A 25,171-nucleotide genomic window follows, 5' to 3' on the forward strand; every position below is an offset into this window, starting at 1 on the left:
CGGAAGGACATTCATACTCATGACCAGCGCCATCCGCTATGAGCGGGACGCAGACGGAATCGTCGTACTCACCCTCGACGACCCCACGGCTTCGGCCAACACCATGAACGAGTTGTACGGCGAGTCCATGGAGGCCGCCGTCGCTCAACTCGAGGCCGAGGAAGGTCTCGCCGGTGTCGTCATCACCAGCGCCAAGAAGACCTTCTTCGCCGGCGGCAACCTCACCCAACTGCAGGCGATCGGCCCCGACCAGGCCGACGAGGTCTTCGCGAAGTCCGAAGGCATCAAGGCCCAGTTGCGCCGCATCGAGAAGCTCGGCGTGCCCACGGTCGCCGCGATCAACGGCGCCGCCCTCGGCGGTGGCCTGGAGATCGCGCTCGCCTTCCGGCACCGGATCGCGGTCGACGGCCGCTACGAGATCGGCCTGCCCGAGGTCACCCTCGGGCTGCTCCCCGGTGGCGGCGGCGTCACCCGGGTCACCCGGATGCTCGGCGTACAGTCCGCGCTGATGGACGTCCTCGTCCAGGGTCAGCGGATGAAGCCCGCCGCCGCCCAGGCCAAGGGTCTGGTCGACGAACTCGTCGGCTCCGTGGAGGAACTGCTCCCGGCCGCCAAGGCCTGGATCGCCGCGAACGCCGACAACGACGACGCCAAGATCCAGCCCTGGGACGCCAAGGGCTACAAGATGCCCGGCGGCACCCCGTCGCACCCGGCGCTGGCCGGCATGCTGCCCGCCTTCCCGGCCAGCCTCGCCAAGCAGCTCAAGGGTGTCCGGCTGCCGGCTCCCGAGGCGATCATGTCCGCGGTCGTCGAGGGCGCCCAGGTCGACTTCGAGACCGCGTCGCGGATCGAGTCACGCTACTTCGCCAGCCTGGTCACCGGCCAGACGGCGAAGAACATGATCCAGGCGTTCTTCTTCGACCTGCAGGCCATCAACTCCGGCTCGTTGCGCCCCCAGGGCATCGACGTCTGGAAGCCCACCAAGGTGGTCGTGCTCGGTGCCGGGATGATGGGCGCGGGCATCGCCTACGTCTGCGCCCGGGCCGGTCTCGAGGTGGTCCTCAAGGACGTCTCCGTCGAGTCCGCCGAGCGGGGCAAGGCCTACTCGGCCAAGATCAACGAGAAGGCCGTCTCCCGCGGCAAGCTGACGCAGGAGAAGTCCGACGAACTGCTGGCCCGGATCACCCCGACCGACAATCCCGCGGACGCCAAGGGCTGCGACCTGGTGATCGAGGCCGTCTTCGAGGACCCGAGTCTGAAGCACAAGGTCTTCGCGGAGATCGCCGAGCACATCAACCCCGACGCGCTGCTGTGCTCGAACACCTCGACGCTGCCGATCACCGAGTTGGCCACCGGCGTGGACCGGCCGGCTGACTTCATCGGGCTGCACTTCTTCTCCCCGGTGGACAAGATGCCGCTGGTGGAGATCATCCGTGGCGCGGAGACCTCTGACGAGGCGACCGCCAAGGCGATCGACGTGGTGCAGTTGATCCGCAAGACCCCGATCGTGGTCAACGACAGCCGGGGGTTCTACACCTCCCGGGTGATCGGCACCCAGATCAACGAGGGTCTGGCGATGCTCGGTGAGGGCGTCGCCCCGATGAGCATCGAGCGGGCCACCATGCAGGCCGGCTACCCGGTCGGTCCGCTGCAGATCACCGACGAGCTCAACATGGAGCTGATGGTCAAGATCCGCAACGCCGGCAAGGCGGCCGCCGAGGCCGAGGGTGTCGAGTTCGTCGACCACCCGGCGTTCGCGGTGGTGGACAAGATGATCGAGGCGGGGCGCTCCAGCAAGCTCAAGGGTGCCGGCTTCTACTCCTACGACGAGTCCGGCAAGCGCACCGGCCTGTGGGAGGGGCTCGCGGAGGTCTTCCCGGCCGCCGAGGAGCAGATCCCCTTCGCCGACATCGCCGACCGGCAGTTGGTGGTCGAGGCGATCGAGACCGTCAAGTGCTTCGACGAGGGCGTGCTGATGTCCGCGGCCGAGGCCAACATCGGCGGCATCTTCGGGATCGGCTTCCCGCCGGCCACCGGTGGTCCGATCCAGTACATCAACGGCTTCGAGGGCGAGACCGGCCGTGGCCCGGCCGGCTTCGTGGCCCGTGCGCGTCAGTTGGCCGAGCGGTACGGCGAGCGGTTCACCCCGCCCGCCAGCCTGGTCGCCGTCGCCGAGTCCGGAGCCACCTTCCCCACGAAGTAGCCCATCTCGCCCGCCGAAGTGTCACAAATGGTGGGCCGAGGTTGCCCACGTTGCACACCTGACACCGCGCCCCGACCCGAACAGGTCGGGGCGCGGTGCCATTTCCCGCCGAGGTGGGGTTCGTGGCCCGCCGAGGTGGGGTTCGTGGCCGCCCGAGGTGGGGTTTGTGGCCCCCCGACCCGGGACGAAAGTCCGTGGTTCCCGAAGAATCCGCACCAGCCTGACCGGCGGTCGGGGAGGATGGGCGGGTGACCTCCGAAGACACCGCCCCGGTCGCCCTGAGCACCCTGCGCGCCAACGCCGCTGTCACGGTGCGCGGGCTGGTCGTCCGGTTCGGCGAGGTGGAGGCGGTCGCCGGCATCGACCTGACCGCCGGGTCGGGCCTGGCCACCGCGCTTCTGGGCCGCAACGGCGCCGGCAAGTCCACCACGATGCGGGTGCTGGCCGGGCTGGTCCCACCGACCGCGGGCGAGGTCACCGTCGCCGGCCATCCGGTCGCCGACGCGATCGGGGTACGCCGGGCCACCGGCTACTGCCCCGACATCGGCGGCCTGGTGCCCCGCGCCACTCCCTGGGAGCATCTGCAGCTCGCCGCCCGCCTCCGCCGGCTGGGACGAGGCTGGGAGGGCCGGGCCCGGGACCTGCTGGAACGGTTCGAACTGGGTTCGGTCTCACACCGGGTCACCGGCGGCTTCTCGCACGGCATGGGCCGCCGGATGTCGGTGCTGCTGGCGGCCTTCCACGAGCCGCAGGTGCTGCTCCTGGACGAGCCCTTCGACGGTGTCGACCCGGTCGGGGTCGACGCCACCATGACCACCATCGCCGAGGCCACCGGCCGCGGCACCTGCGTGGTGCTCTCCACCCACCTGCGTGAGCTGGCCGTGCAGGCCTGCGACGTGGCCGTCGTACTCCGCGGTGGTGCCGCCGCCGAACCGATGGCGGTCGCTGCCCTCAGCGGATCCGAGGGCGCCGAGAACTATCGTCGACTGCTGACCGCGACGTGACCGTGCACTCGTTCCACCTCGCGGCAGTGCCGCCGTCGAGCACCGCGCGAGCCCTGACCAGGCCGCCAACGTCGGCGACGGTCCCCGGCCTCCAGGACGCCGAGTGCCTGGCGTCGATGCGGCTGGGCGCACCGACGGTGTCCCCGGCTCGGATGCAGTTGGGTCGGATGGCGATGTTCGCGACCTGGCGCGACGAGGAGGCACTCGACGCGTTCCTCACCGCTCACCCGCTGGGTCGGCGGCTGGCGGCAGGCTGGCACGTCCGGCTGGAGTTCCTGCGCCGCTGGGGCCAGGTCTCGGCGCTGCCCGAGTTCGCCGAGCCCGCGGAGCCGGGGCACCCGGACGAGCCGGTGGTCGCGGTGACGTTGGCGCGCCTCAACCTGACCCAACTGCCGCGGTTCCTGCGCTGGGGCAAGCCGGTGGAGCGTCAGGTGCGCGACCACCCGGCCACCACCCTCGCGCTGGCCGCGATGCGGCCGCCGCGCACGATCGCCACCTTCTCGATCTGGCGATCGACCGAGGAGATGACCCGGATGGTGCACGGCCGCGGCGAGCACCCGGGCGCCACCCGGCACTCCGACGCGATGGCCGAGCGGCGGCGCAAGGACTTCCACCACGAGTTCACCACGTTGCGGTTCCGACCACTGGCCGAGTACGGCGAGTGGCAGGGCCGCAGCGGCCTCGTCCCCGGAGGCATCCGTGACCGCGACTAGGCGCCGCAGGCCCTTCGGACCGGTGCGCGATCTGGGGTACGTCCTGCAGTTCCGCCTGGCCACCGCCAGGAACCATCGGGGCCGCTGGGCGGTGGTGGCGATGCTGACGCTGTCCGCCCTGGTCGCGGTGCTGCCGGCGTACATCCCCGGAGCCGGGCAGGAAGGGGCGGCGGTGGACACGCTGATCCTGCTGTCGTCGGGCTATGTGGCATTCCTGGTGCTGGTGAGCATCTCGGCGATCTCCTCGGGCGGCGGCCGGGAGCTGATCCCTCGGGATCAGGCGGCCCCGTTCCCGATCAGCCCCGCCACCGATCACCTGGGCGCGCTGCTCCTCGCGCCGCTGAACATCGCCTGGTTGATGCAGGCGTGGCTGCTGCTGGGAGCCACCGCCTTCGGTGTCGGGACGCAGTACTTGTTCTGGGCGCAATGTGTGTGCGTGCTGTGGATCCTGGCCGCCACGGCCATCGGTCAGGCGGTGGCCTGGACGGTCGAGGCGGTACGCCGTGGCCCGGCCGGGGTGGCCCTGGTGCGCTCGGTGGGCGTGGCCGCGTTGGCGAGTGCTGCGGTGATCTGGGCCACCGGCAACATCAGCACGTTGCTGGACCGGTCCCCGTCGGTGTGGCTGGTGGTGGCGCTGATCGTCGGCCCGGGGAAGATCTGGGTGAATGTCGTCCTGGCCGTGTTGTCGATGGCCGTGCTGGCGACGGTGGTCGGGATCTGGCCGGCACGTTGGGCGGCGTCGCGGATGCCTCGGGACGAGCAACGACTCGAGTCGGGAAGTCATCCGCCGCGAGCCGAGCCGAGGTCGGACCTGGCCGCTCTGGTCCGGGTGGACCGGACCTCGGTGTGGCGGGCGGTGCCGATGCGGCGCGGTGCCGCGATGCTGGCGCTCGCTCCGGGGGTGATCGCGGCGGCGGGTCGGATCGGGTGGGACTCGATGACGGTGCTGCCCGGGCTGGTGATCTCTGGTGCCGTGCTGCTCTTCGGTGTGAACGTCTGGTCGCTGGACGGTCGGGGTGCCCTGTGGCGGGCCAATCTGCCGGTCTCGCCCGGACTGGTGTTCACGGCACGCTGTTGGGTGCTGACCGAGTTCGTGGTGCTGGCCGCCCTGGTCAGCCTCGCGGTGGCTGCCGTGGGGGCCGGGGTTCCCACGGGTGGCGAGGTGGTGGCGCTGGCCTGCACCCTGGTCGTGGTCACCACCCAGGCGGTCGGTTCGGGGATGCTCTGGTCGGTCCGCAACCCGCATGCAGTGGATCTGCGCAGCGCTCGGGCGACACCGGCCCCACCGGTCACGATGGTCGGCTACTCGGCCCGGTTGGCCGTGGTCACCACCCTGACCGGCGTGTTGTTCGCCGGGCTGGCCAGGTTCGGGGCCTGGGAGTTGTCCCTGGCCTGTGCCACCCCGCTGCTCCTGTTCGCGTTGCGTCGGCTGGTGCGGGCCAGGGCCGAGTGGCTGGACAGCGACCGTCGCGCTCAGGTGATCGCCACCGTGGCCGCCTGAGGCGGCTCACGGACAGCACCGCTCACGGACAGCACCGCTCACGGACAGCACCGCTCACGGACACCGCCGCTCACCCAGCCTCCGCCTTGCGAGGCACCCAGACGGCGGCGACCAGCGCGAGGACCGCGATCATCACCAGCGCCGGGAACCGGCTGCCGGCCAGCTCGGTGAGGGCGCCACCGGTCACCGGCCCGATGGCGGCGCCGATGCCGCGGACCAAGGAGTAGGTGCCCAGCACCATCCCGATCGCGGCCACGTCGACCACCTCGGCGCTGTGCACGCTCTCCAGCGTGGAGGCCGCGCCGACGGCGAACCCGGCCACCACGGCGAAGGTCACCGCGATCACCGGGTTGCCGGTCAGGGGCATCACCAGGATCGCCGCCGCCAGCATCACCAACCCGACCCGGAAGACGAGCTGGGAGCCGAAACGGCGTACCAGCCAGGGCAGCGGCAGCCGGCCCGCCAGCTGGAAGAGGCCCCGCAGTCCGGCCAACGCGGACGCGGTGCCCAGCGCCAGCCCGGCGGTGATCATCACCGGCACCTGGTAGAGGAACAGCACCGAGAAGACGAAGCCGCTGCACAGGGCGACCAGCAGCAGCCGGCGGATCACCGGATCGGTGACCGAATGGTGCAGGTCGCCCAGCACGCTGCGCCGCGGCCCGGTGGCCAAGGTGGGCACGTGCGCGGGCGAGCAGGCGGCTGCGAGCAGGAACGCCGCGACCACCGTGGCATTGGTGATCAGCACCGTGGGCCGCCAGTCGACCAGGGTCACCGACAGCGCCATCGAGGGGAGGTAGATCGGGCTGGCCAACGCCCCCCACAGGGTGTTCACGGTGATCGCGCGGGTGCGGTCATCCGGGGACAGTCGGGCGATGGTGGCGTGCACGGCCACGTAGTAGCCGGCGCTGCCCACGAACGTCTGGGTGGCCATCGCCGCGAGCACGAAGACGGTCTGATTCGGTGCGGTGGCGGTGACCACGGCACCCACCGCCACTCCGGTGGCGCAGACCGCGAAGACGCTGCGTGGCCCGACCCGGTCGATCGCCCGCCCGGTCACCAGCGCGCCCAGACCGACCAGGAAGAGGCCGGCGCCGTACGCCGTGGAGAGCCATCCCTCGGACCAGCCGGTGTCGGCGACGATCGGTGAGATCAGGACGCCGTACCCGTAGAACCAGGAGCCGAAGGCGGCGACGACCACCAGTCCGTAGACCACGGTGAGCCGCGTCGGCAGGCGGGGCTGGTCGACCGGAGTCACTGGCGAAGCCTAGTGCCGCCGGTGGATGAACCTGGGGATGAGGTGTGGACAACGCCCGGATGACTGTGGACGACACGCCGTAGGCCTGTAGAACCGAGAGAATGTCGCCGCAATCCCTTGCCAAGGCGGGCGCGGCGGGCGTAGAACTGTCCTACGTCGTCGGACCGGGGCAACTCGGGAAGGGCGGCGGGGCAGATCCGATTCAGGATCCGACCCATACGATCGGGCAACAGCCGTCAGGCCGGAGCCGGATCGCGACGGAAGGGTGACGAAGCCGTCGGGGTTGGGGACACCGGGACTGTCGACCGGAAGCGTCACCGGACCCGGTCAGCAGAAGGCCCCTCGCGACTCATACTCGCGAGGGGCCTTCGTCCATTCAAACGCACGACGCCGGTCGGGAGGTAATCCTCCCGACCGGCGTGTCGTGATCCGCCGCAGCGCCGACTACGGCTTGGGCTGCTCGATCACCACCGTGTTCAGGATCTTGTCGGCGAAGGTCTGCCGCTTCTCGTCCCACAGCGGCCACAGGTAGCCGAGGTTGCAGGGCAGGCTGTCCAGGATGTGCGCCAAGTGCCGGACGAACGCCATCCCGGCGCCGATCGGCTGGCCGGTCTGTGCGCTCAGCAGTCGGATTCCCATCACGCCCTTGCCGATGCTCCAGCCGGTCCGACCGCCCTTGAGGCAGGTGTTCCAGACGAAGACGGCGAGGCCGGCGACGATGCCGAGGAACAGGAAGATCATCGAGATGGCGAACATCGGGCCGTTGACCTCGGTCGCTGGCGCGTAGGGGTCCGAGGGCACCGACAGGCCCAGGAAGATCCCGTAGATCACCATGAACGGAAGCATCACTGCCGACACGATCAGACTGTCGATCAGGTAGGAGACCACGCGCTTGCCCCAGTGGGCGTACGGGTTCGGTACGCCGGCCGGGGGCATCTGCCCGTAGGGCTGCTGAGCGGCCTGGCCGTAGCCCGGCTGAGGGGCCTGGCCATAACCCGGCTGGGGCGGCGGCGGGTAGGAGCCCGGCTGGTTCGGCGGCGGTGGTGGGTAGCTCCCCGGCTGGTCGCTGGGCGGCTGCTCGTTGGGCGTATTCGGGTCGGACATGTTTTCCCCTCATGAGTTTTCCGAGAACGCGGGCCACCCTACTGCCCGCGAGGCCCGAAACGTCCTGCATACGTGGTATACATACTCAGTATGTCGATCAAACACGGCCTGCTGGCCCTCCTCGACGCCGGCCCGATGTACGGCTACCAGCTCCGGGCTGAGTTCGAGTCCCGCACCGGCGCCACCTGGCCGCTCAACGTCGGGCAGGTCTACACCACGTTGGCCCGCCTCGAGCGCGACGACCTCATCGCCAGCGCGGGCACCGACGACGAAGGCCATGTCATGTACGCCGTCACCGAGAGCGGCAGCGCCGAGGTCGCCGCCTGGTTCGCCTCACCGGTGGCACGCAACCAACCGCCGCGCGATGAGCTCGCCATCAAGCTCGCCCTCGCGGTCACGGTCCCCGGAGTCGACGTACCGGCAGTGATCCAGGCCCAGCGCACCGCCACCATCGGCGCCCTGCAGGACTACACCCGGCTGAAGAGGACCGCGACCGAGCGGCTCGAGGACTCCGACGACCCGCGCGCAGACCTGGCCTGGAGCCTGGTCCTGGACTCGCTGATCTTCGCCGCCGAGGCGGAGGTCCGTTGGCTCGACCACTGCGAGGCGCGTCTTGCGCGAGTCGCATCCACCCGAACTGCAGCCGCCCAGGCCGCAGCCAGCCAGGCCGCAGCCAGCCAGGCCTCGGAGCCGCCCGCCCCGGTGCCCACCCCCTCTCGGAAGGTACGACGATGATCACCGACAGCCAGCCCGTCCTCCGTCTCGACGGCGTCACTCGGATCCATGGTGAAGGTGCCGGTGAGGTGCACGCGCTGCGCGGCATCGGCTTCGTGGCCCGCCCAGGGGAACTGGTCGCGGTCATGGGCCCCTCGGGGTCCGGCAAGTCCACCCTGCTCGCCCTGGCCGGAGGGCTCGACACACCCACCTCCGGCACCGTCACCGTGGAAGGTGTCGAGCTCGGCTCGCTCAACGCCAAGGAGAGGGCCAGGCTCCGGCGTACCTCGATCGGCTACGTCTTCCAGGACTTCAACCTGATCCCCGCGCTCACCGCGGCGGAGAACGTCGCCCTCCCGGTTGAACTCGACGGCGTACGGACCGCCACCGCACGCAAGGCCGCTCGCGCCGCCCTGGCCGAGGTCGGCCTGGAGGATCTCGCGGACCGGTTCCCCGACGAGATGTCCGGTGGCCAGCAGCAGCGGGTGGCGATCGCCCGGGCCGTCGTCGGCAACCGCCGGCTCATCCTGGCCGACGAACCGACCGGCGCCCTGGACTCACACACCGGTGAGGAGGTGCTGCGGCTGCTCCGCGCCCGCTGCGATGCCGGCGCCGCCGGCGTGCTGGTCACCCACGAGGCGCGGCACGCCGCCTGGGCCGACCGGGTGGTCTTCCTGCGCGACGGCGTCGTGATCGATGAGTCCGGCGCCGACGCTGCCGACGACCTGCTGTCCGGAAAGCACGTCGGATGAGCCGCTGGTGGGCGGGTTGGCGGGCCGCGCTCAGGATCGCCGCCCGAGACACCCGGCGGGCCCGGGCCCGTAGCGCCCTGGTCCTCGCGCTGCTGATGCTGCCGGTGGTCGCCGTCTCCACGGCGGCGGTGATGTGGGCGACGTACGACGTGGCCAGCGACGAGGCGCTGGAGCGCCGGGTCGGTGCCGGCGAGGCGATGATCCGGGTGGATCCAGGCGTCACTCGGGTGATCCAGCGTTTCGACCCGGACGACGGTCACGGTCAAGAGACCGGCCGGCTCACCGACCCCACCTGGCCCGAGATGGCCGCGGCGCTGGACGGTGGGCCCGGGGACCGACCGGTCACCGCCCTGCGTGACGGCTGGATCTCGGTCGGCACCTCCTTGGGCTCCACCGGTGCCAGGGCGATCGAAGCCGACTTCGACTCTCCGCTGATCGAGGGGCTGTTCCGGGTCACCGAGGGCAGGTTCGCCGCGACCCCGGACGAGGTCACCGTCAACAAGGCACTGGCCGAGCGCGGACCGACGCTGGGTGAGACCCTGACCGTCACCACCGTCGACCCGGTCACCGACACGGAGTCGGTGCGTCACCTGGAGATCGTCGGCATCGTGGAGTCCACCCGGCTGCGCTCCGCGCGGCTCGCTCTCTCTCGCCCGGGCGGCTTCGGCGCCTTCGACGGGTATCAGCACGGGTGGCTGGTCGGTGGCGACCCGGTCACCTGGGACGACGTGCTGCGGCTGAACCAGGTGGGCGCGGCCGTCGTCTCCCGGTCGGTGCTCAGCAATCCGCCGGGGCTCGAGGACCTGCCCGAGGAGTTCGCCTACCTCGACGACTACGTCGACGACACCGTCTTGATCATCCTGGCGCTGATCGCGACCATGGTGCTGATCGAGGTGGTGCTGTTGGCCGGGCCGGCGTTCGCGGTGGGCGCGCGTCGGCAGGCGCGGACCCTCGCGCTGATGAGTGCCACCGGCGGCGCCACCCCCGCGCAGGCACGGCGGGTGGTGCTGGCCTCCGCGGTGGTGCTCGGGGTCACCGCCGGCCTGCTCGGCACGCTTCTCGGCATCGGCGTCGCCTGGTTGGCCGTGCCGGCGGTAGCCCAGTTGAGTTGGGAGTACCCGGGCCCCTTCGAGGTGCCGTGGCCGGTGCTCGGCGTGGTGGCCGGCTTCGGGTTGATCAGTGCGTTGCTGGCCGCCCTGGTGCCGGCCTGGATCGCCTCCCGGCAGGACCCGGTGCTGGTGCTGGCGGGGCGGCGCGGCCAGTCCCGCCCCTCGATAGTGATGCCACTGATCGGGGTGCTCGTCTTCGGAGTCGGGGTGGCGTTGGCAGTGGCCGGCACCCGGCAGTACCGCGGCGAGTTCCTGATCGCGGTGTCGGCGATCGTCTGCGTGCTCGGCATGGTGATGCTGGTGCCGTTGGTGGTCTCCGGGGTCGGTCGCCTCGTCCGCTTCGGGCCGCTGCCGCTCCGGTTCGCCGGCCGGGACGCGGCTCGCCACCGGACGCGCACGGCCCCCGCGGTGGCTGCGGTGGCGGCGACGGTCGCCGGGGTGGTGGCGCTGGGGATCGCCATGACCAGCGACGCGGCGGAGAATCGGGAGACCTACCAGCCGAGGCTCGCTCACGGCTGGGGTCAGGTCCACCATCCCGGTGACCGGGAGGCGGTCACCGCGACGATCCGGCAGGTCGCCCCGGAGGCCGAGTTCATCGAGGTGAGCACCGCGGGGGCCTACCTCGAGTTCCACGTCGTCGGTGAGGAGTATCCGCGGGAGTGGTGGAGCAACGTCCTCGACGGCGGGGTGATCGTCGCCGACTCGGTGCCCGAGGCCGTGCCCGGCTTCCCGGCCGAGCACCGCGCCGAGGCCGACCGGGCGCTGACCGCCGGCGGAGTGGTCGTCCTTGATCTCACCCCTGCCGCCAGCGGCCGAGTCGCCGTCGTCGCCAACGACTGGGACCACGAGACGGGCGAGATGCTGGACCCGCAGGAGTACGGCGAACACCCGCTGATCCTGGTCGCCGGCGACGGTGAGGCCAAGGGGCCGGTGATCATCTCGACGCGACTGGCGCAGGACTGGGGCCTCGACACCAGTTCGCACCTGCTGGTCGACGGGCTGTCCCGGAGTCAGGCGGTCGACGCCGAGGAGATGCTCGCCGTCCTCGACGCCGGCCTCTATGTGGAGCGGGGCTACCGGGAGGACCGGTCCATCCTGATCGCCAAGCTGCTGCTCGGCCTGTTGGGTGGTGTGCTGATGCTGGGTGGCACCATCACCGCCACCGCTCTGGCGCTGGCCGACGCCAGGCCGGATCTGGCCACCATGTCGGCGGTCGGGGCGCCGCCACGGACGCGCCGCCGGATCGCTACGTCGTACGCCGTGGTGGTGAGCCTCACCGGAGCGTTGCTGGGGGTGGTCGTGGGCTTCGTGCCGGGCTGGGCGATCTCCGTGCCGCTGACCCACTTCGGTGACAGTGGGCCCTTCTTCGAGGTGCCCTGGCTGATGATCGGCGCCGTGGTCCTCGGTCTCCCGGTCCTCACCGCGGCCGTCATTGCGGCGACGGCGCGCACTCGACTGCCGATGGTGGCGCGCCTCGACTGAGGCCCAACTCGGCGCGGATGGGGCCCAAGTCGGCGCGGATAGGGCCCAACTCGACGCGGATAAGGCCCAACTCGACGCGGATAAGGCCCAACTCGGCGAAAAAAGTCAGGCTTGACTGTTTGTTACTCCCTGGGTCAGGATGGGGGCGTGACGCAGGTGGCCAGGACCGGGAGCGAGGAGCGCGCCCGCATGTCCCAGACGGAGCGGACCCGCGCCATGCGGGCCCGGCTCCTTGAGGCGTGCGTGGACTGCCTGGTCGAGCACGGCTTCGCCGGCACCACCACGACACTGGTCTCCCAGCGTGCCGGGGTGTCCCGGGGTGCCCAACTGCACCACTTCCCGACCAAGAACGACCTGGTCCTGGCCGCGGTCCAGCACCTGATGGAGGTCCGCGGCGCCGAACTGCGGGCGGCCGCCGCGACCATGCCCACCGGCGAAGGCCGCACCCGCGCGGTGCTGCACATGCTCGGCGACCACTTCGCCGGGCCGGTCTTCACCGCCGCCCTGGAGTTGTGGGTGGCCGCCCGCACCGACCCGCAACTGCTCACCGAGCTCGCCCCCCTGGAGAACCGGCTCGGCCGCGAGACGCACCGGCTGACCGTGGATCTGCTGGGGGTGGACGAGTCGAAGCCGGGGCTGCGGGAACTGGTCCAGGCCACCCTCGACCTGGTCCGCGGCCTCGGGCTGGCCAACACCATCTCCGACGACCGTCGCCGCCGCAGCCGCATCCTCGACCAGTGGGCGACCACCCTCGACGCAGCCCTTCAGGAGGCCCGATGACCAACCCCGTTCTCGCCGGCGTACTCGCCGACCTCGAGGCCGAGACCCAGGCCCTCGACGACCTGGTCGCCCCGCTGGCGGCCGCCGCCTGGCAGACCGCCACCCCCGCCGAGGGGTGGGATATCGCCCACCAGGTCGCGCACCTGGCCTGGACCGACGAGGCGGCGCTGCTCGCCGCCGGTGCCCGCACCGACAAGGAGAGCTGGGACGAGCTCGTCCTGCAGGCGATCGCGGACCCGACCGGGTTCGTCGACGCCGGCGCCGCCGACGGGGCCAAGGCCTCGCCGGCGGACCTGCTCGAGCGCTGGCGCACCTCCCGGACCGCCTTGTGGAAGGCGCTCACCGACTACCCCGACGGCGAGAAGCTGCCCTGGTTCGGGCCGCCGATGTCGGCCACCTCGATGGCCACCGCCCGGTTCATGGAGACCTGGGCGCACACCCTCGACGTCGCCGAGGGGCTGGCGGAGGCGGGCCTGGCCGAGGTGCCGGCACCCACCGACCGGATCAAGCAGGTCGCCAACCTGGGCTTCCGGACCCGCAACTTCGCGTTCATCAACGCCGGCCTCGAACCACCCACCGCCGACATCGGGCTGACCCTCACCGCGCCTTCGGGCGAGGTCTGGCAGTTCGGGCCGGCCGAGGCCGAGCAGCGGATCACCGGCTCGGCGTACCACTTCTGCCTCCGGGTCACCCAGCGTCGCCACCGTGACGACCTCGACCTGGTCGCGGTCGGTGCCGACGCCGACACCTGGCTCGACGTCGCCCAGGCGTTCGCCGGCCCCGCGGGCGGCGGCCGGGAGCCCGGCGCCCACGTCCCCGGGGACGACCAGCCCGCCCAGCCCAACGACCTCGATCAGCGAAAGGACGCCTGATGACCTTGAGGATCGGCAACTGCTCCGGCTTCTACGGCGACCGGCTCTCGGCCATGCGCGAGATGCTCACCGGCGGCCCGTTGGACGTCCTCACCGGCGACTACCTCGCCGAGCTGACCATGCTGATCCTCGGCAAGGACACGATGCGTGACGCCAACCTCGGCTACGCGCGCACCTTCGTGCGTCAGGCCGAGGACTGCCTCGGCGAGGCGCTGGAGCGCAAGGTCCGGATCGTCAGCAACGCCGGCGGACTCAACCCCGCCGGGCTGGCCGAGAAGCTCCGCGAGGTCGCCCAGGGCCTCGGCCTGGACCCGGTGATCGCGCACGTGGAGGGCGACGATCTCAAGCACCGGGCCGCCGACCTGGGCTGGGACAACGCACTGACCGCCAACGCCTACCTGGGCGGCCACGGCATCGCGGCCGCGCTGGGCGCCGGCGCCGACGTGGTGGTCACCGGACGGGTCACCGACGCCTCCGTGGTCGTCGGGCCCGCCATCTGGCACCACGGCTGGGGCACCGATGCGTACGACGAACTGGCCGGCGCCGTGGTCGCCGGACACATCCTCGAATGCGGCACCCAGGCCGTCGGCGGGAACTTCTCCGGCTTCGTCGAGCTGATCGCGGACGGCCGGATCAACCCCGACGTGCCGCTCGGCTTCCCGCTCGCCGAGATCAATGCCGACGGGTCGTCGGTGATCACCAAGCACCCCGGCACCGGGGGCGCGGTCACCGTGGATACGGTCACCGCCCAGTTGCTCTACGAGATCCAGTCGAGCCGCTACCTGGGGCCCGATGTCACGACCCACCTCGACACCATCCAGCTCAGCGACGCCGGCGACGACCGGGTGCTGATCAGCGGTGTGAAGGGATCGCCACCGCCGGCCACGCTCAAGGTCTCCCTCAACGAGCTCGGCGGCTGGCGCAACAGCGTCGAACTCGTCGTCACCGGCCTGCACCTGAAGGAGAAGGCCGACTGGGTCCGCACCCAGCTCACCGCGGCGATGGCCGCCGACCCGCCGGCGGTCGTCGACTGGTCACCCATCCCGGACCGGATCGTCGACGCGGCCACCGAGGAGGCCGCCTCGGCCCGGCTGCGCTGCACCGTGCTGGACCCGGACATGAACAAGGTCGGCAAGGCGTTCACCTCGGCCGCCGTCGAGTTGGCGTTGGGCTCCTACCCCGGCTTCACCTTGACCGCCCCGCCGGCCAAGCCGTCGCCGTACGGCGTCTTCCGTCCCGTGTACGTCGACCGGGAGCTGGTCAGCCACGTGGTGGTGCTCGCCGACGGGACCCGGATCGAGGCGCCCGAGCCGGCCGAGACCGTGGCCGCGGTGGACACCGGCGTCAGCCTGCGTCCCTCGCCGTTCCCGGCACCGACCGACACGATCACCCGCCGGGTGCCGCTCGGGTCGTTCGTGCACGCCCGCTCCGGGGACAAGGGCGGCGACGCGAACCTCGGCCTCTGGGTGGTCAACGACGGCTCACCGCTCCATGCCGAGCGGGTCACCTGGCTGACCAAGCTGATGAACCCGCGGATGGTGCGCGAGCTCATCCCCGAGGCCGCCGACCTCGACATCGAGGTGCACGTGCTGCCGAACCTCGGTGGCGTCAACGTGCTGATCCGCGGGCTGCTGGGCGAGGGCGTCGCGGCGTCCACCCGCTTCGACCCGCAAGCCAAGGGACTCGGTGAATGGGTCCTGTCCCGACTCGTCAACGTGGAAGGACGTCTGCTGTGAGCATCTCGACCTGGTCGCCGGAGCGACAGGCACTGAAGGAGGCCGCGGCCGAGTTCACCCGCCGCGAGATCCAGCCGCACCTCGATGACTGGGAGGACGCCGGCGAACTGCCCCGCGACCTGCATCGGGCCGCGGCCAAGCAGGGGCTGCTGGGGGTCGGCTACCCCGAGGAGGCCGGCGGTCAGGGCGGCGACCTCCTCGACGGCTGCGCGATGCAGGAAGGGTTCATGGAGGCCGGCGCCTCCGGCGGTCTGATGGCCTCGCTCTTCACCCACGGCATCGCGTTGCCGCACCTGATCGCCCACGGGTCCACGGACCTGGTCGATCGGTACGCCCGGCCGACGCTGGCCGGAGAGCTGATCGGTTCGCTGGCGGTCACCGAGCCCGGCGGCGGCTCCGATGTCGCCGGGATCACCACCCGGGCCGTCCGCGACGGCGACCACTTCGTGATCAACGGGTCCAAGACGTTCATCACCTCCGGGGTGCGCGCCGACTTCGTCACCACGGCGGTGCGCACCGGCGAGGCCGGGCACGGCGGCCTCTCCTTGATCGTCGTCGACAAGGACACCCCCGGGTTCACGGTCACCCGGCCACTGCGCAAGATGGGCTGGCACGCCTCGGACACCGCGGAGCTCTCGTATGTCGACGTGCGGGTGCCGGCCGGGAACCTGATCGGCGCCGAGAACCAGGCCTTCTACTACATCGCCGAGCAGTTCGTGGTGGAGCGGATCTTCCTGGCGCTGATGGGCTACGGCCACGCGAAGCGCGCGCTGACGCTCGCCGCGCAGTACTGCCGGGAGCGGGAGACGTTCGGCAAGCCCCTGAACCGCAACCAGGTGGTCCGCGCCAAGCTGGTGGAGATGCACCGCCAGGTCGAGGTGGCCCGCACCTACACCCTCGACGTCGCCACCCGGCACGTCGCCGGCGAGTCGGTGATCGCCGAGGCCTGCCTGGCCAAGCAGACCGCCGTCGAGACCGCGGTCGACGTCACCAACGAGGCGGTGCAGCTCTTCGGCGGCGCCGGCTACATGCACGGCACCGAGGTGGAGCGGCACTACCGCGACGCCCGGCTGCTGCCGATCGGCGGCGGCGCGACCGAAGTGCTCACCGACCTGGCCGCACGACTGTTGGGATACAGCGCATGACCGAGACGATGCAGGACACCACCGAGGAGCTCAGCGTCGAGCAGCAGCGCCGAGCCGCGATGCTCACCAAGCTCGACGAGCTGCACGCGGAGCAGGCCAAGGCCATCGAGGGCGGCGGCGAGAAGTACGTGACCCGCCACCGCGAGCGTGGCAAGCTCACCGCCCGGGAACGGATCGAACTGCTCGTCGACGAGGGTTCGGCCTTCCTGGAACTGATGCCGCTGGCCGGCTGGGGCAGCGACTTCAAGGTCGGTGCCAGCCTGGTCACCGGCATCGGTGTGGTCGAGGGCGTCGAGTGCCTGATCGTCGCCAACGACCCGACCGTCAAGGGCGGCGCGCTGAACCCGTGGTCGCTGAAGAAGTCGTTCCGGGCCGGTGAGATCGCGGAGAAGAACTTCCTGCCGCTGATCAACCTCACCGAATCCGGCGGCGCGGACCTGCCGACCCAGAAGGAGATCTTCATCCCCGGCGGCAAGGGGTTCCGCGACCTGACCCGGGCCTCGGCGCGCAAGCAGCCGACGATCTCGGTGGTCTTCGGCAACTCCACCGCGGGCGGCGCCTACGTGCCCGGGATGAGCGACTACGTGATCATGGTCAAGGAGCAGGCCAAGGTGTTCCTGGCCGGGCCGCCGCTGGTCAAGATGGCCACCGGTGAGGTGACCGACGACGAGAGCCTCGGCGGCGCCGAGATGCACTCGAGGATCTCCGGCTCCTCGGACTTCCTCGCGGTCGACGAGTACGACGCGATCCGGCTGGCACGTCGTACCGTCGCCCGGTTGAACTGGCGCAAGCAGGGCGACAGCCCGACCGGGGACTACCTGGAGCCGGACCGGGACCCCGAGGAGCTGCTCGACCTGATCCCCACCGACCTCAAGGAGCCGTTCGACCCCCGCGAGGCGATCCTGCGGATCGTGGACGGTTCGGGGCCGGGCAACGAGGTCGCCTTCGACGAGTTCAAGCCGCTGTACGGCTCCGCACTGTGTGTGGGCTGGGCGCGGCTGCACGGGCGTCAGATCGGCATCCTGGCCAACGCCCGCGGGGTGTTGATGAGCGAGGAGGCGCAGAAGGCTGCCCAGTTCATCCAGTTGGCGAACCAGAAGGACACGCCGCTGCTGTTCCTGCACAACACCACCGGCTACATGGTCGGCACCGAGTACGAGCAGGGCGGCATCATCAAGCACGGCGCGATGATGATCAACGCGGTGTCGAACTCGAGGGTGCCGCACCTGACCGTGATCATGGGCGCCTCCTACGGCGCCGGCAACTACGGCATGAACGGGCGCGCCTACGACCCCCGGTTCCTGTTCACCTGGCCGTCGGCGAAGTCCGCGGTGATGGGCCCGCAGCAGTTGGCGGGCGTCCTGGAGATCGTCGCGCGCGAGTCCGCGGAGAAGAAGGGCCAGCCCTTCAACGCCGAGGAGTTCTCGGGCATCAAGGAGATGGTCGAGGCGATGGTGGAGGAGCAGTCGCTGCCCTACTTCCTCTCCGGGATGGTGTACGACGACGGGGTCATCGACCCGCGCGACACCCGCACCGTGCTCGGCATCTGCCTGTCGGTGATCGACAACCAACCCATCGAAGGCGCCATGAACTTCGGCGTCTTCCGGATGTGAGGTGGTTGCGGTGGGTGAGTGGTTGCGCGGACCCGTTCCGGTGGTCTGTGGTTCAGGGGCCCCGCCGGGGCCCAGAACCGACGAAGTGTTAGTTCTCGTGCGTCGAGATGACACCGATCAATGTGGAGGAGCAGTCCGATGATCACGAGAGTCTTGGTGGCGAACCGGGGAGAGATCGCCCGGCGCGTCTTCCGCACCTGCCGGGAGTTGGGCATCGGCACCGTGGCGGTGCACTCGGATGCGGACGCTGGCATGCCGTTCGTCGCCGACGCCGACGCCGCGGTGCACCTGCCCGGAAACACCCCGGCCGAGACCTACCTGCGTGGTGACCTCATCATCGAGGCCGCACGGCGGACCGGGGCGGATGCGATCCACCCCGGCTACGGCTTCCTCTCCGAGAACGCCGACTTCGCCCGGCAGGTCCGCGCAGCAGGGCTGACCTGGATCGGGCCCGACCCGTCCTCGATCGAGCAGATGGGCTCCAAGATCGAGTCCAAGAAGCTGATGGAGGCCGCTGGCGTCCCCGTGCTCCCGTCGTGGAACGGCGATGAGATCGTCTCCGGCGGTCGAGTAGCGAGCGCCGGCGAGCGCATCGAGACCCCGCTGCTGGTCAAGGCCTCGGCCGGTGGTGGCGGCCGCGGGATGCGGATCGTCCGCGACCTTGACGCGCTCGCCGGTGAGGTCGCAGCGGCTGAGGCCGAGGCGGCCTCTGCGTTCGGTGACGGCACCGTCTTCGTGGAGCCGTACGTGCAGCATGGTCGGCACATCGAGGTGCAGGTGATGGGTACGCCGGAAGGGACCCTGGTGCTCGGTGAGCGTGACTGCTCGGTGCAGCGCCGGCACCAGAAGGTGATCGAGGAGGCGCCCGCCCCGTCGCTGCCCGAGGCCACCCGGAAGGCGTTGCATGAGGCAGCGAAGGCGGCCGCCGAGGCGATCGACTATCGGGGTGCGGGGACCGTGGAGTTCCTCTATGACACCGCGAAGGACCGGTTCTACTTCCTGGAGATGAACACCCGCCTCCAGGTGGAGCACCCGGTCACCGAGGCGGTGACCGGGCTGGACCTGGTGGCGCTGCAGTTGGCGGTGGCCGAGGGGCGTGGTCTCGATACGCTCGAGGTGGCGCCTCGCGGGCACGCGATCGAGGTGCGGCTCTACGCCGAGGACCCGGCGGCCGGCTATCAGCCGCAGTCGGGGCGGATCACCCGGTTCGAACTGCCCGGGGTGGTGGCCGAGTTCGCCAACCCGTCGTCGTACGGGATCCGGCTGGACTCCGGCGTCGGATCCGGTGACGAGATCGGCACCTTCTACGACGCGATGATCGCCAAGGTGATCGCCTGGGCGCCGACCCGCGACCAGGCGCTGCGCCAGTTGGCCGGTGCGCTGGCGCGCGCGGAGTTGCACGGCCTGAAGACGAACCGGGACCTGCTGGTCAACCTGCTCCGGGACCCGGTGGTCGTCGAGGCCCGGATGGACACCACCTGGCTGGACGGCGCCGACCTGTCGGTGCTCGGCGCGGCCCCCGGCGGGCCGGAGACCGTGGAGGTCTCCGCCTTCGCGGCGGCGATCTTCCTGGCCGAACAGGCCCGGCTGAGCGCACCGGTGCAGCGACGGATCCCCGCCGGGTGGCGCAACGTGGTGGCGGGGCCGCAGGTCACCGGCTTCTGGCTCGGCGAGGACGAGGTGGACGTCCGCTGGTACGGAGGCCGCCAGCTGCGCTCGGCCGACCGCGATGACATCACGGTCCTCGACGTCGACGGCCGGCAGGTGATCCTCGACGTGGCCGGGGTGCGTCGTACCTTCCGGATCTTCGTCGACGCCGACCGGGTGGACGTCGAGTCGCCGTTGGGCCACGTGGCGTTGACACGCCGCCCCCGCTTCATCGACCCGGCCGACCAGGTCGCCGCCGGATCGCTGCTGGCGCCGATGCCCGGGAGCGTGGTCGCGGTCCGCGCCCAACTCGGTGACGTGGTCGCCGAGGGCCAGCCCATCCTGGTGATGGAGGCCATGAAGATGCAGCACACCATCGCCGCGCCGTACGCCGGCACGGTCACCGAACTGCCGGCTGCCGAAGGCGCGCAGGTCGAAGCGGGCGTGGTGCTCGCGGTGGTCACCCCCGACGAAGCAGAAGGAGAGCAGTGATGGCAGAGGCAGCGACGATGTTCACCGAGCCCGAGGAGCGGGTGGCGCTCCGCGAGGCCGTGAAGAAGCTGGCCAGCAAGTATGGCCGTGAGTTCGTGGAGAAGCAGGCCGCCAGTGGCGGCAAGATGACCGAGATGTGGCTGGAGATGGGCCGCAACGGGTTCTTGGGCGTCAACATCCCCGAGGAGCACGGCGGCGGGGGCGGCGGCATGGCCGACCTGGCTGCGGTGCTCGAGGAGGCGTCGGCAGCCGGCGCGCCGCTGCTGATGATGGTGGTCAGTCCGGCGATCTGCGGCTCGATCATCACCCGCTGCGGCACCGAGGAACAGAAGCGCCGGTGGCTCCCGGGCATCGCCGACGGCACCTTGCTGATGGCCTTCGGGATCACTGAGGCGGACGCCGGCTCGAATGCTCACCAGATCACCACCACGGCGACTCGCGACGGCGACGAGTGGGTGCTGTCGGGCAACAAGACGTTCATCTCCGGTGTCGACGAGGCGCAGTCGGTGCTGATCGTGGCGCGCACCGAGGACGCCAAGACCGGCAAGTTGAAGCCGGCTCTGTTCGTGGTGCCCACGGATGCGGCCGGCTTCACCCGGCAGCCGATCCCGATGGCCTGGTCGGCGCCGGAGAAGCAGTTCACCCTCTTCCTCGACGACGTCCGGGTGCCGGCCGATGCGTTGGTCGGCGACGAGGACGGTGGCCTCTGGCAGCTCTTCGCCGGACTCAACCCGGAGCGGATCATGGGTGCGGCGCTGTCCTGCGGGATGGCCCGGTACGCCGTGGAGGCGGCGGTCGAGTACGCGAAGACCCGCTCGGTGTGGAAGGACCAGCCGATCGGCGCCCACCAGGCGATCCAGCACCCGCTGGCGAAGGTGAAGATCGAGCTGGAGCAGGCGCGGCTGCTGTGGCAGAAGGCGGCGGCTCTCTATGACGCCGGCGACGACTTCGGTGCCGGGGAGTACGCCAACATGGCCAAGTACGCCGGCGGCGAGGTGGCCTGCAGTGCCACCGATGCCGCGGTGCACACCCACGGCGGCAACGGCCTGACCGTGGAGTACGGCCTCGCCAACATGCTGATCGCCGCCCGGCTCGGCCGGATCGCGCCGGTGAGCCGGGAGATGATCCTCAACTTCGTGGCCATGCACACCCTCGGCCTGCCCAAGTCCTACTGACCCAGAATCGAGATCCTCATGCAGCGCACCATCTTCGACGCCGATCACGACGCCTTCCGCGACACCGTCCGCAACTTCCTCGAGAAGTCGGTGGTGCCGCACCACGAGCAGTGGGAGGCCGACGGCATCGTGCCCCGGGAGCTGTGGCTGGAGGCCGGCGAGCTCGGTCTGCTCGGCTTCATGATGCCTGAGGAGTACGGCGGCGGTGGGGTCAACGACTTCCGCTACAACGCGGTGCTGCAGGAGGAGTTGACTCGGATCGGGGCCAGCGGGGTGGGCTTCGCGCTGCACACCGACCTGGTGTCGGGCTACCTGCTCTCCTACGCCAACGAGGAGCAGAAGCAGCGCTGGCTGCCCGGGTTCTGCTCCGGTGAGATCATCACCGCTATCGCGATGACCGAGCCGGGTGCCGGGTCGGATCTGCAGGGGTTGACCACCACCGCGCGCCTGGACGGCGACCACTATGTCGTCAACGGTTCCAAGACCTTCATCTCCAACGGCATCAACGCCGACCTGGTGATCGTGGTGGTCAAGACCGATGTCAGCGCGGGCGCTGCAGGCACCTCGCTGCTGGTGGTGGAGCGGGGGATGGAGGGCTTCGACCGGGGCCGCAACCTGGACAAGATCGGGTTGAAGGCCCAGGACACCGCGGAGCTGTTCTTCAACGACGTACGGGTGCCGAAGGAGAACCTCCTCGGCCAGGAGGGGCAGGGCTTCATCTATCTGATGGAGAAGTTGCCGCAGGAGCGGCTCACCCTCGGCGTGGTCGCGGCGGCGGCCTGCCGGACCGTGATCGACATGACGGTGGAGTACGTGAAGGAGCGGCAGGCGTTCGGGCGCCCGATCTCGACGTTCCAGAACACCCGGTTCACGTTGGCCGAGTTGGAGACCGAGCAGCGGATCGCCCAGGTCTGGGTGGACCGGTGCATCACCGAGTTGAACGCCGGCACGTTGACCATCGACGATGCGGCGGCGGGCAAGTGGTGGACCACGGAGTTGCAGAAGAAGACGGTGGACGCGTGCCTGCAGTTGCATGGCGGCTACGGCTACATGACCGAGTACCCGATCGCCAAGGCCTACCTGGACACCCGGATCCAGACCATCTACGGCGGCACCACCGAGATCATGAAGGAGATCGTCGGCCGCACGATGGGGCTCTGAGGCCTCACGGCAGCAGCGGCACGAACCTGTAGTGGCCGTGTCGGGATCCGCGGGGGCGGCGACGGTATCCCTCCGGTACGCGTCAGTGCTGGGGCATCGGGATAGGGGAGTGGGCTACGGGCAGTTGACCCAAACGGCGTGGTGCCGGGCTCACCTCCAACCCCTGCTCGATCACGAGACGCTGCCGCCGACCAGCCCGCAGCAGCGATCTAGGTCACATCGAATCCTGACGACCGGCGGCGGTGGTCGGACTGACCGCACGAACCTCCAGCGGACGGGACCCCTAGGTGGATACCCATGATCGTTCCCCCTGGGCGCGTTGGATGAGTGCTCGCCGAGCGCAATCCTGGAGTATGGGGGGATGAAAGAGGTACTTACGGATCCGGGGTTGTGGCAAGCGCTGGTCGTTGCACTACTCACGGTGGGGGGTGCTGTCGGAGCAACGCGACCAGCGCTTCGGGACTTCGGCCTGAAACGACGCCTAGAGACGACGGCGCTTTTTGAAGAGTTGGTCGAACGCGCAAACAACGCTGGCACGCTCAGGCTCGGACTAGGTCAGCAGGTCGCTGCGATCTATCTCATCGGGAGCTTTGGTCGAGATGAGAAGCACCTCCGAGATGCTGCCCGTGCCACATTGCTGGGTATGCAAACACAGTTTGAGGGCGCTCCCCTGGGAGACGTCATTCATGAGGCCGCCAGAGAGGCACTCAGACTGATCCCCGCCAGTCGTTGGACCAGGAAGTGAGTGCTTCTTCGGTAGCAGCCGGGCAGTGACGCGTGCCAGCATGCGCTTGACTTGAAATGCAACCCAGCTCGAGTGGGAGGGGCGGTCCGGGTGGGTTGGGGGTGGCGACGCGTTCCTCCCGGCCCACCGATCTCGTCGTGCCAGATCCCCCGGGTAGCCCTCGCCGAGTTGGAGGCCGAGCAGCGGATCGCCCACTGTGGTGGAACGGTGCATCACCGACCCAACCCCGGCATCACCGAGATCATGAAGGAGATCGTCGGCCGCGCCATGGGGTTGTGATAGCAACTCGAGATGTGAGCCCCGGTGAGGGATCAGCGCAGCAGCGGCACGAACCTGTAGTGGCCGTGTCGGGTCACGATCACGTCTTGCCTGGCACGGACCACCCGATGCATCTCGCCAGCCACCGGGATCACCATGGTGGCACCGTCGGCGAGTTGTTCGACGAGTTCGCTGGGGAGTGCCTCGGCCTCGGCCGAGACCAGGATCCGTTCGTACGGCGCGTGCTCGGGGTCGCCGAGCACGCCGGGCGTGGCGGGTTGAATCCTTGCCCACGGCCGCCCGGCCCGCTCCAGATTGTGGCGGCCGAACTCAACCAGCGCCTCGACCCGCTCGATGCCCCGGACGGTCCCGGTGGGGCCCACCAGGTGGGCCAGTAGGGCGGTTGTCCAGCCGGAGCCGGCGCCGACGTCGAGCACGGACATGCCGGGCCGGACGTCGAGCAGCTCCAGCATGTCGGCCACGGTCCGCGGCTGGGAGTTGGTCTGGTCGTGGCCGATCGCCAACGGCCCGTCGTACCCGGCCTGACCCCGTTTGTCCGTGGGCAGGAACCACTCCCGCGGCGTGGCCGCGAACGCCTCGGCTACCAGCGTGTCCACGTCCTTCACGTTAGCCCCTCGTGGGCGGGGTCTCGATACGCTCGCTGGCGCTCGCTACTCGACCGCCGATCAGGGTGTGAGGGGTCATCCGGAAATGTCGGAGGCTCCTGGTTGGCTTGTTCTCATGAAGGCGGAGCAGCTCGAAGATCTCGACGCCTCGGGTGAGGTGCTCGACTTCGTGCGCGCCCGCCGGGCAGCGGCCGCGGAGGCCGACCGGGACGAGATGGTGGCGGCGGTGAAGTACTGCGGGATCAACACCCCGACCACTGACACCGACGCAGCCGGGCATTGGTTCGGGGACCGGTCCTGCGCCCTGGCGGGTGAGGGTGCCCCTCAGGTGTCAGAATCCGCGGTCATCGAGTACGCCGCCGCCCTCGGCCGATCCACCGAGTCGGCGAAGCGGTATCTGGGTGAGTGTCTGAAACTGGCCCACCGGCTGCGGAAGACCTGGGCCCGGGTCCGTGCCGGTGAGGTCCCCGGCTGGGCGGCACGCCGGATCGCGTCCCAGACGATGAAGCTCCCCCAGGCCGGGGCGGCGTGGGTCGACGGTCAGGTCGCCCCCGCGGCGGGCCGGATCGGTCCCACCGCGTTGGACCGGATCCTGAACGAGGCGATCACCCGGTATGACCCCGAGGAGGCCGAGCAGCGCCGCCTCGACGGCCTCGAGGGTCGCCGGGTCGACATCGATCTTGATGATCTGATCGATGGGCAGGTCTGCCACGCCCGCGTAAATGGGGTCATCGACGCCGCTGATGCGATCGATCTCCAGGAAGCGTTGACGCTGTTGGCGGCGTCCTACAAGACCCTCGGGTCGACCGAGACGCTGAACGTACGCCGCGCCAAAGCCCTCGGCGAGCTGGCCCGCACCCAACTCCACCTCCACCTCGACGACCGCGGGGACAGTGACGGGGGTTTCGAGACACCGCCGGGTGACGGAGCGCAGGGTCGGGGTCTCGAGACACCGCCGGGTGACGGAGCGGAGGGTGGGGGTCTCGAGACACCGCCGGGCAATGGAGCGGAGGGTCGGTGGTCGAGTGTCGGCGAGGGACGAGCCGATGTATCGAGGCCACCCACCCGGCGGGTGGTGTTGCAT

19 protein-coding genes and 1 pseudogene are annotated in these 25,171 nt (G+C 70.2%); 17 read left to right on the forward strand and 3 right to left on the reverse strand.

Annotation, left to right across the window (positions count from 1 at the left end):
• Positions 1-19 precede the first annotated feature (19 nt).
• The 4 genes from JKG67_RS15615 (at position 20) to JKG67_RS15630 (ending at position 5,421) form a co-directional block, all read left to right on the forward strand.
• The gene (locus JKG67_RS15615) at positions 20-2,203 is read left to right on the forward strand and encodes a 3-hydroxyacyl-CoA dehydrogenase NAD-binding domain-containing protein (protein ID WP_203338261.1); all 2,184 of its coding nucleotides are present in this window, start codon (positions 20-22) and stop codon (positions 2,201-2,203) included.
• A 248-nt stretch (positions 2,204-2,451) separates the two neighbouring features.
• Complete coding sequence (locus tag JKG67_RS15620; RefSeq protein ID WP_307816593.1) at positions 2,452-3,207, forward strand: ABC transporter ATP-binding protein; 756 nt, start codon at positions 2,452-2,454, stop codon at positions 3,205-3,207.
• A complete protein-coding gene (locus JKG67_RS15625) occupies positions 3,204-3,920 on the forward strand; it encodes a hypothetical protein (protein ID WP_203338262.1) in 717 nt (238 codons plus the stop codon). The genes JKG67_RS15620 and JKG67_RS15625 overlap by 4 nt, the downstream gene beginning before the upstream one ends.
• Positions 3,907-5,421 (forward strand): hypothetical protein, encoded by a 1,515-nt coding sequence (locus tag JKG67_RS15630; RefSeq protein ID WP_203338263.1) that lies wholly within the window; start codon positions 3,907-3,909, stop codon positions 5,419-5,421. The genes JKG67_RS15625 and JKG67_RS15630 overlap by 14 nt, the downstream gene beginning before the upstream one ends.
• A gap of 70 nt (positions 5,422-5,491) precedes the next feature.
• Here the strand turns inward: JKG67_RS15630 and JKG67_RS15635 are convergent, their stop codons facing one another.
• Together JKG67_RS15635 and JKG67_RS15640 are read right to left on the reverse strand one after the other, a co-directional pair.
• The gene (locus JKG67_RS15635) at positions 5,492-6,676 is read right to left on the reverse strand and encodes an MFS transporter (RefSeq protein ID WP_203338264.1); all 1,185 of its coding nucleotides are present in this window, start codon (positions 6,674-6,676) and stop codon (positions 5,492-5,494) included.
• Positions 6,677-7,120: 444 nt separating this feature from the next.
• Entirely contained in the window at positions 7,121-7,780 is a 660-nt protein-coding gene (locus tag JKG67_RS15640) for an RDD family protein (protein WP_203338265.1), read from the reverse strand.
• A gap of 90 nt (positions 7,781-7,870) precedes the next feature.
• Here JKG67_RS15640 and JKG67_RS15645 point away from each other — a divergent pair, with 90 nt between their 5' ends.
• The 12 genes from JKG67_RS15645 (at position 7,871) to JKG67_RS15700 (ending at position 23,482) form a co-directional block, all read left to right on the forward strand.
• Entirely contained in the window at positions 7,871-8,515 is a 645-nt protein-coding gene (locus tag JKG67_RS15645; protein ID WP_203338266.1) for a PadR family transcriptional regulator, read from the forward strand.
• Positions 8,512-9,246 (forward strand): ABC transporter ATP-binding protein, encoded by a 735-nt coding sequence (locus tag JKG67_RS15650; protein ID WP_203338267.1) that lies wholly within the window; start codon positions 8,512-8,514, stop codon positions 9,244-9,246. Before JKG67_RS15645 ends, JKG67_RS15650 begins: the two co-directional genes overlap by 4 nt.
• A complete protein-coding gene (locus JKG67_RS15655) occupies positions 9,243-11,837 on the forward strand; it encodes an ABC transporter permease (protein WP_203338268.1) in 2,595 nt (864 codons plus the stop codon). The genes JKG67_RS15650 and JKG67_RS15655 overlap by 4 nt, the downstream gene beginning before the upstream one ends.
• Positions 11,838-12,026: 189 nt before the next feature.
• Complete coding sequence (locus JKG67_RS15660; protein WP_238998540.1) at positions 12,027-12,617, forward strand: TetR/AcrR family transcriptional regulator; 591 nt, start codon at positions 12,027-12,029, stop codon at positions 12,615-12,617.
• Positions 12,614-13,489 (forward strand): TIGR03084 family metal-binding protein, encoded by an 876-nt coding sequence (locus tag JKG67_RS15665; protein WP_203338269.1) that lies wholly within the window; start codon positions 12,614-12,616, stop codon positions 13,487-13,489. The genes JKG67_RS15660 and JKG67_RS15665 overlap by 4 nt, the downstream gene beginning before the upstream one ends.
• Positions 13,489-15,225 (forward strand): acyclic terpene utilization AtuA family protein, encoded by a 1,737-nt coding sequence (locus JKG67_RS15670; RefSeq protein WP_203338270.1) that lies wholly within the window; start codon positions 13,489-13,491, stop codon positions 15,223-15,225. The genes JKG67_RS15665 and JKG67_RS15670 overlap by 1 nt, the downstream gene beginning before the upstream one ends.
• A complete protein-coding gene (locus tag JKG67_RS15675) occupies positions 15,222-16,370 on the forward strand; it encodes an acyl-CoA dehydrogenase family protein (protein ID WP_307816594.1) in 1,149 nt (382 codons plus the stop codon). Before JKG67_RS15670 ends, JKG67_RS15675 begins: the two co-directional genes overlap by 4 nt.
• Positions 16,367-17,983 carry an acyl-CoA carboxylase subunit beta gene (locus JKG67_RS15680; RefSeq protein ID WP_203338272.1) on the forward strand — a complete coding sequence of 539 codons (1,617 nt, stop codon included), beginning with the start codon at positions 16,367-16,369 and terminating at the stop codon, positions 17,981-17,983. Before JKG67_RS15675 ends, JKG67_RS15680 begins: the two co-directional genes overlap by 4 nt.
• A 138-nt stretch (positions 17,984-18,121) precedes the next feature.
• Entirely contained in the window at positions 18,122-20,122 is a 2,001-nt protein-coding gene (locus JKG67_RS15685) for an acetyl/propionyl/methylcrotonyl-CoA carboxylase subunit alpha (RefSeq protein ID WP_203338273.1), read from the forward strand.
• Positions 20,122-21,297: an acyl-CoA dehydrogenase family protein gene (locus tag JKG67_RS15690; protein ID WP_238998541.1), complete on the forward strand. Its 1,176-nt coding sequence runs from the start codon at positions 20,122-20,124 to the stop codon at positions 21,295-21,297. The genes JKG67_RS15685 and JKG67_RS15690 overlap by 1 nt, the downstream gene beginning before the upstream one ends.
• Positions 21,298-21,315: 18 nt before the next feature.
• Positions 21,316-22,458 carry an acyl-CoA dehydrogenase family protein gene (locus JKG67_RS15695; RefSeq protein WP_203338274.1) on the forward strand — a complete coding sequence of 381 codons (1,143 nt, stop codon included), beginning with the start codon at positions 21,316-21,318 and terminating at the stop codon, positions 22,456-22,458.
• A gap of 835 nt (positions 22,459-23,293) precedes the next feature.
• On the forward strand, positions 23,294-23,482 hold the full coding sequence (locus JKG67_RS15700) for a hypothetical protein (RefSeq protein WP_203338275.1): 189 nt from the start codon (positions 23,294-23,296) through the stop codon (positions 23,480-23,482).
• A gap of 32 nt (positions 23,483-23,514) precedes the next feature.
• Here JKG67_RS15700 and JKG67_RS15705 read toward each other — a convergent pair whose 3' ends face one another.
• A complete protein-coding gene (locus JKG67_RS15705; protein ID WP_203338276.1) occupies positions 23,515-24,078 on the reverse strand; it encodes a protein-L-isoaspartate O-methyltransferase family protein in 564 nt (187 codons plus the stop codon).
• A gap of 124 nt (positions 24,079-24,202) precedes the next feature.
• On the opposite strand from JKG67_RS15705, the pseudogene JKG67_RS15710 reads away from it, so the two are divergent.
• A pseudogene (locus JKG67_RS15710) lies at positions 24,203-25,171 on the forward strand (DUF222 domain-containing protein); the annotation flags it as partial.

It is taken from the genome of Nocardioides limicola, assembly GCF_016827675.1.
Lineage (GTDB): Bacteria > Actinomycetota > Actinomycetes > Propionibacteriales > Nocardioidaceae > Nocardioides > Nocardioides limicola.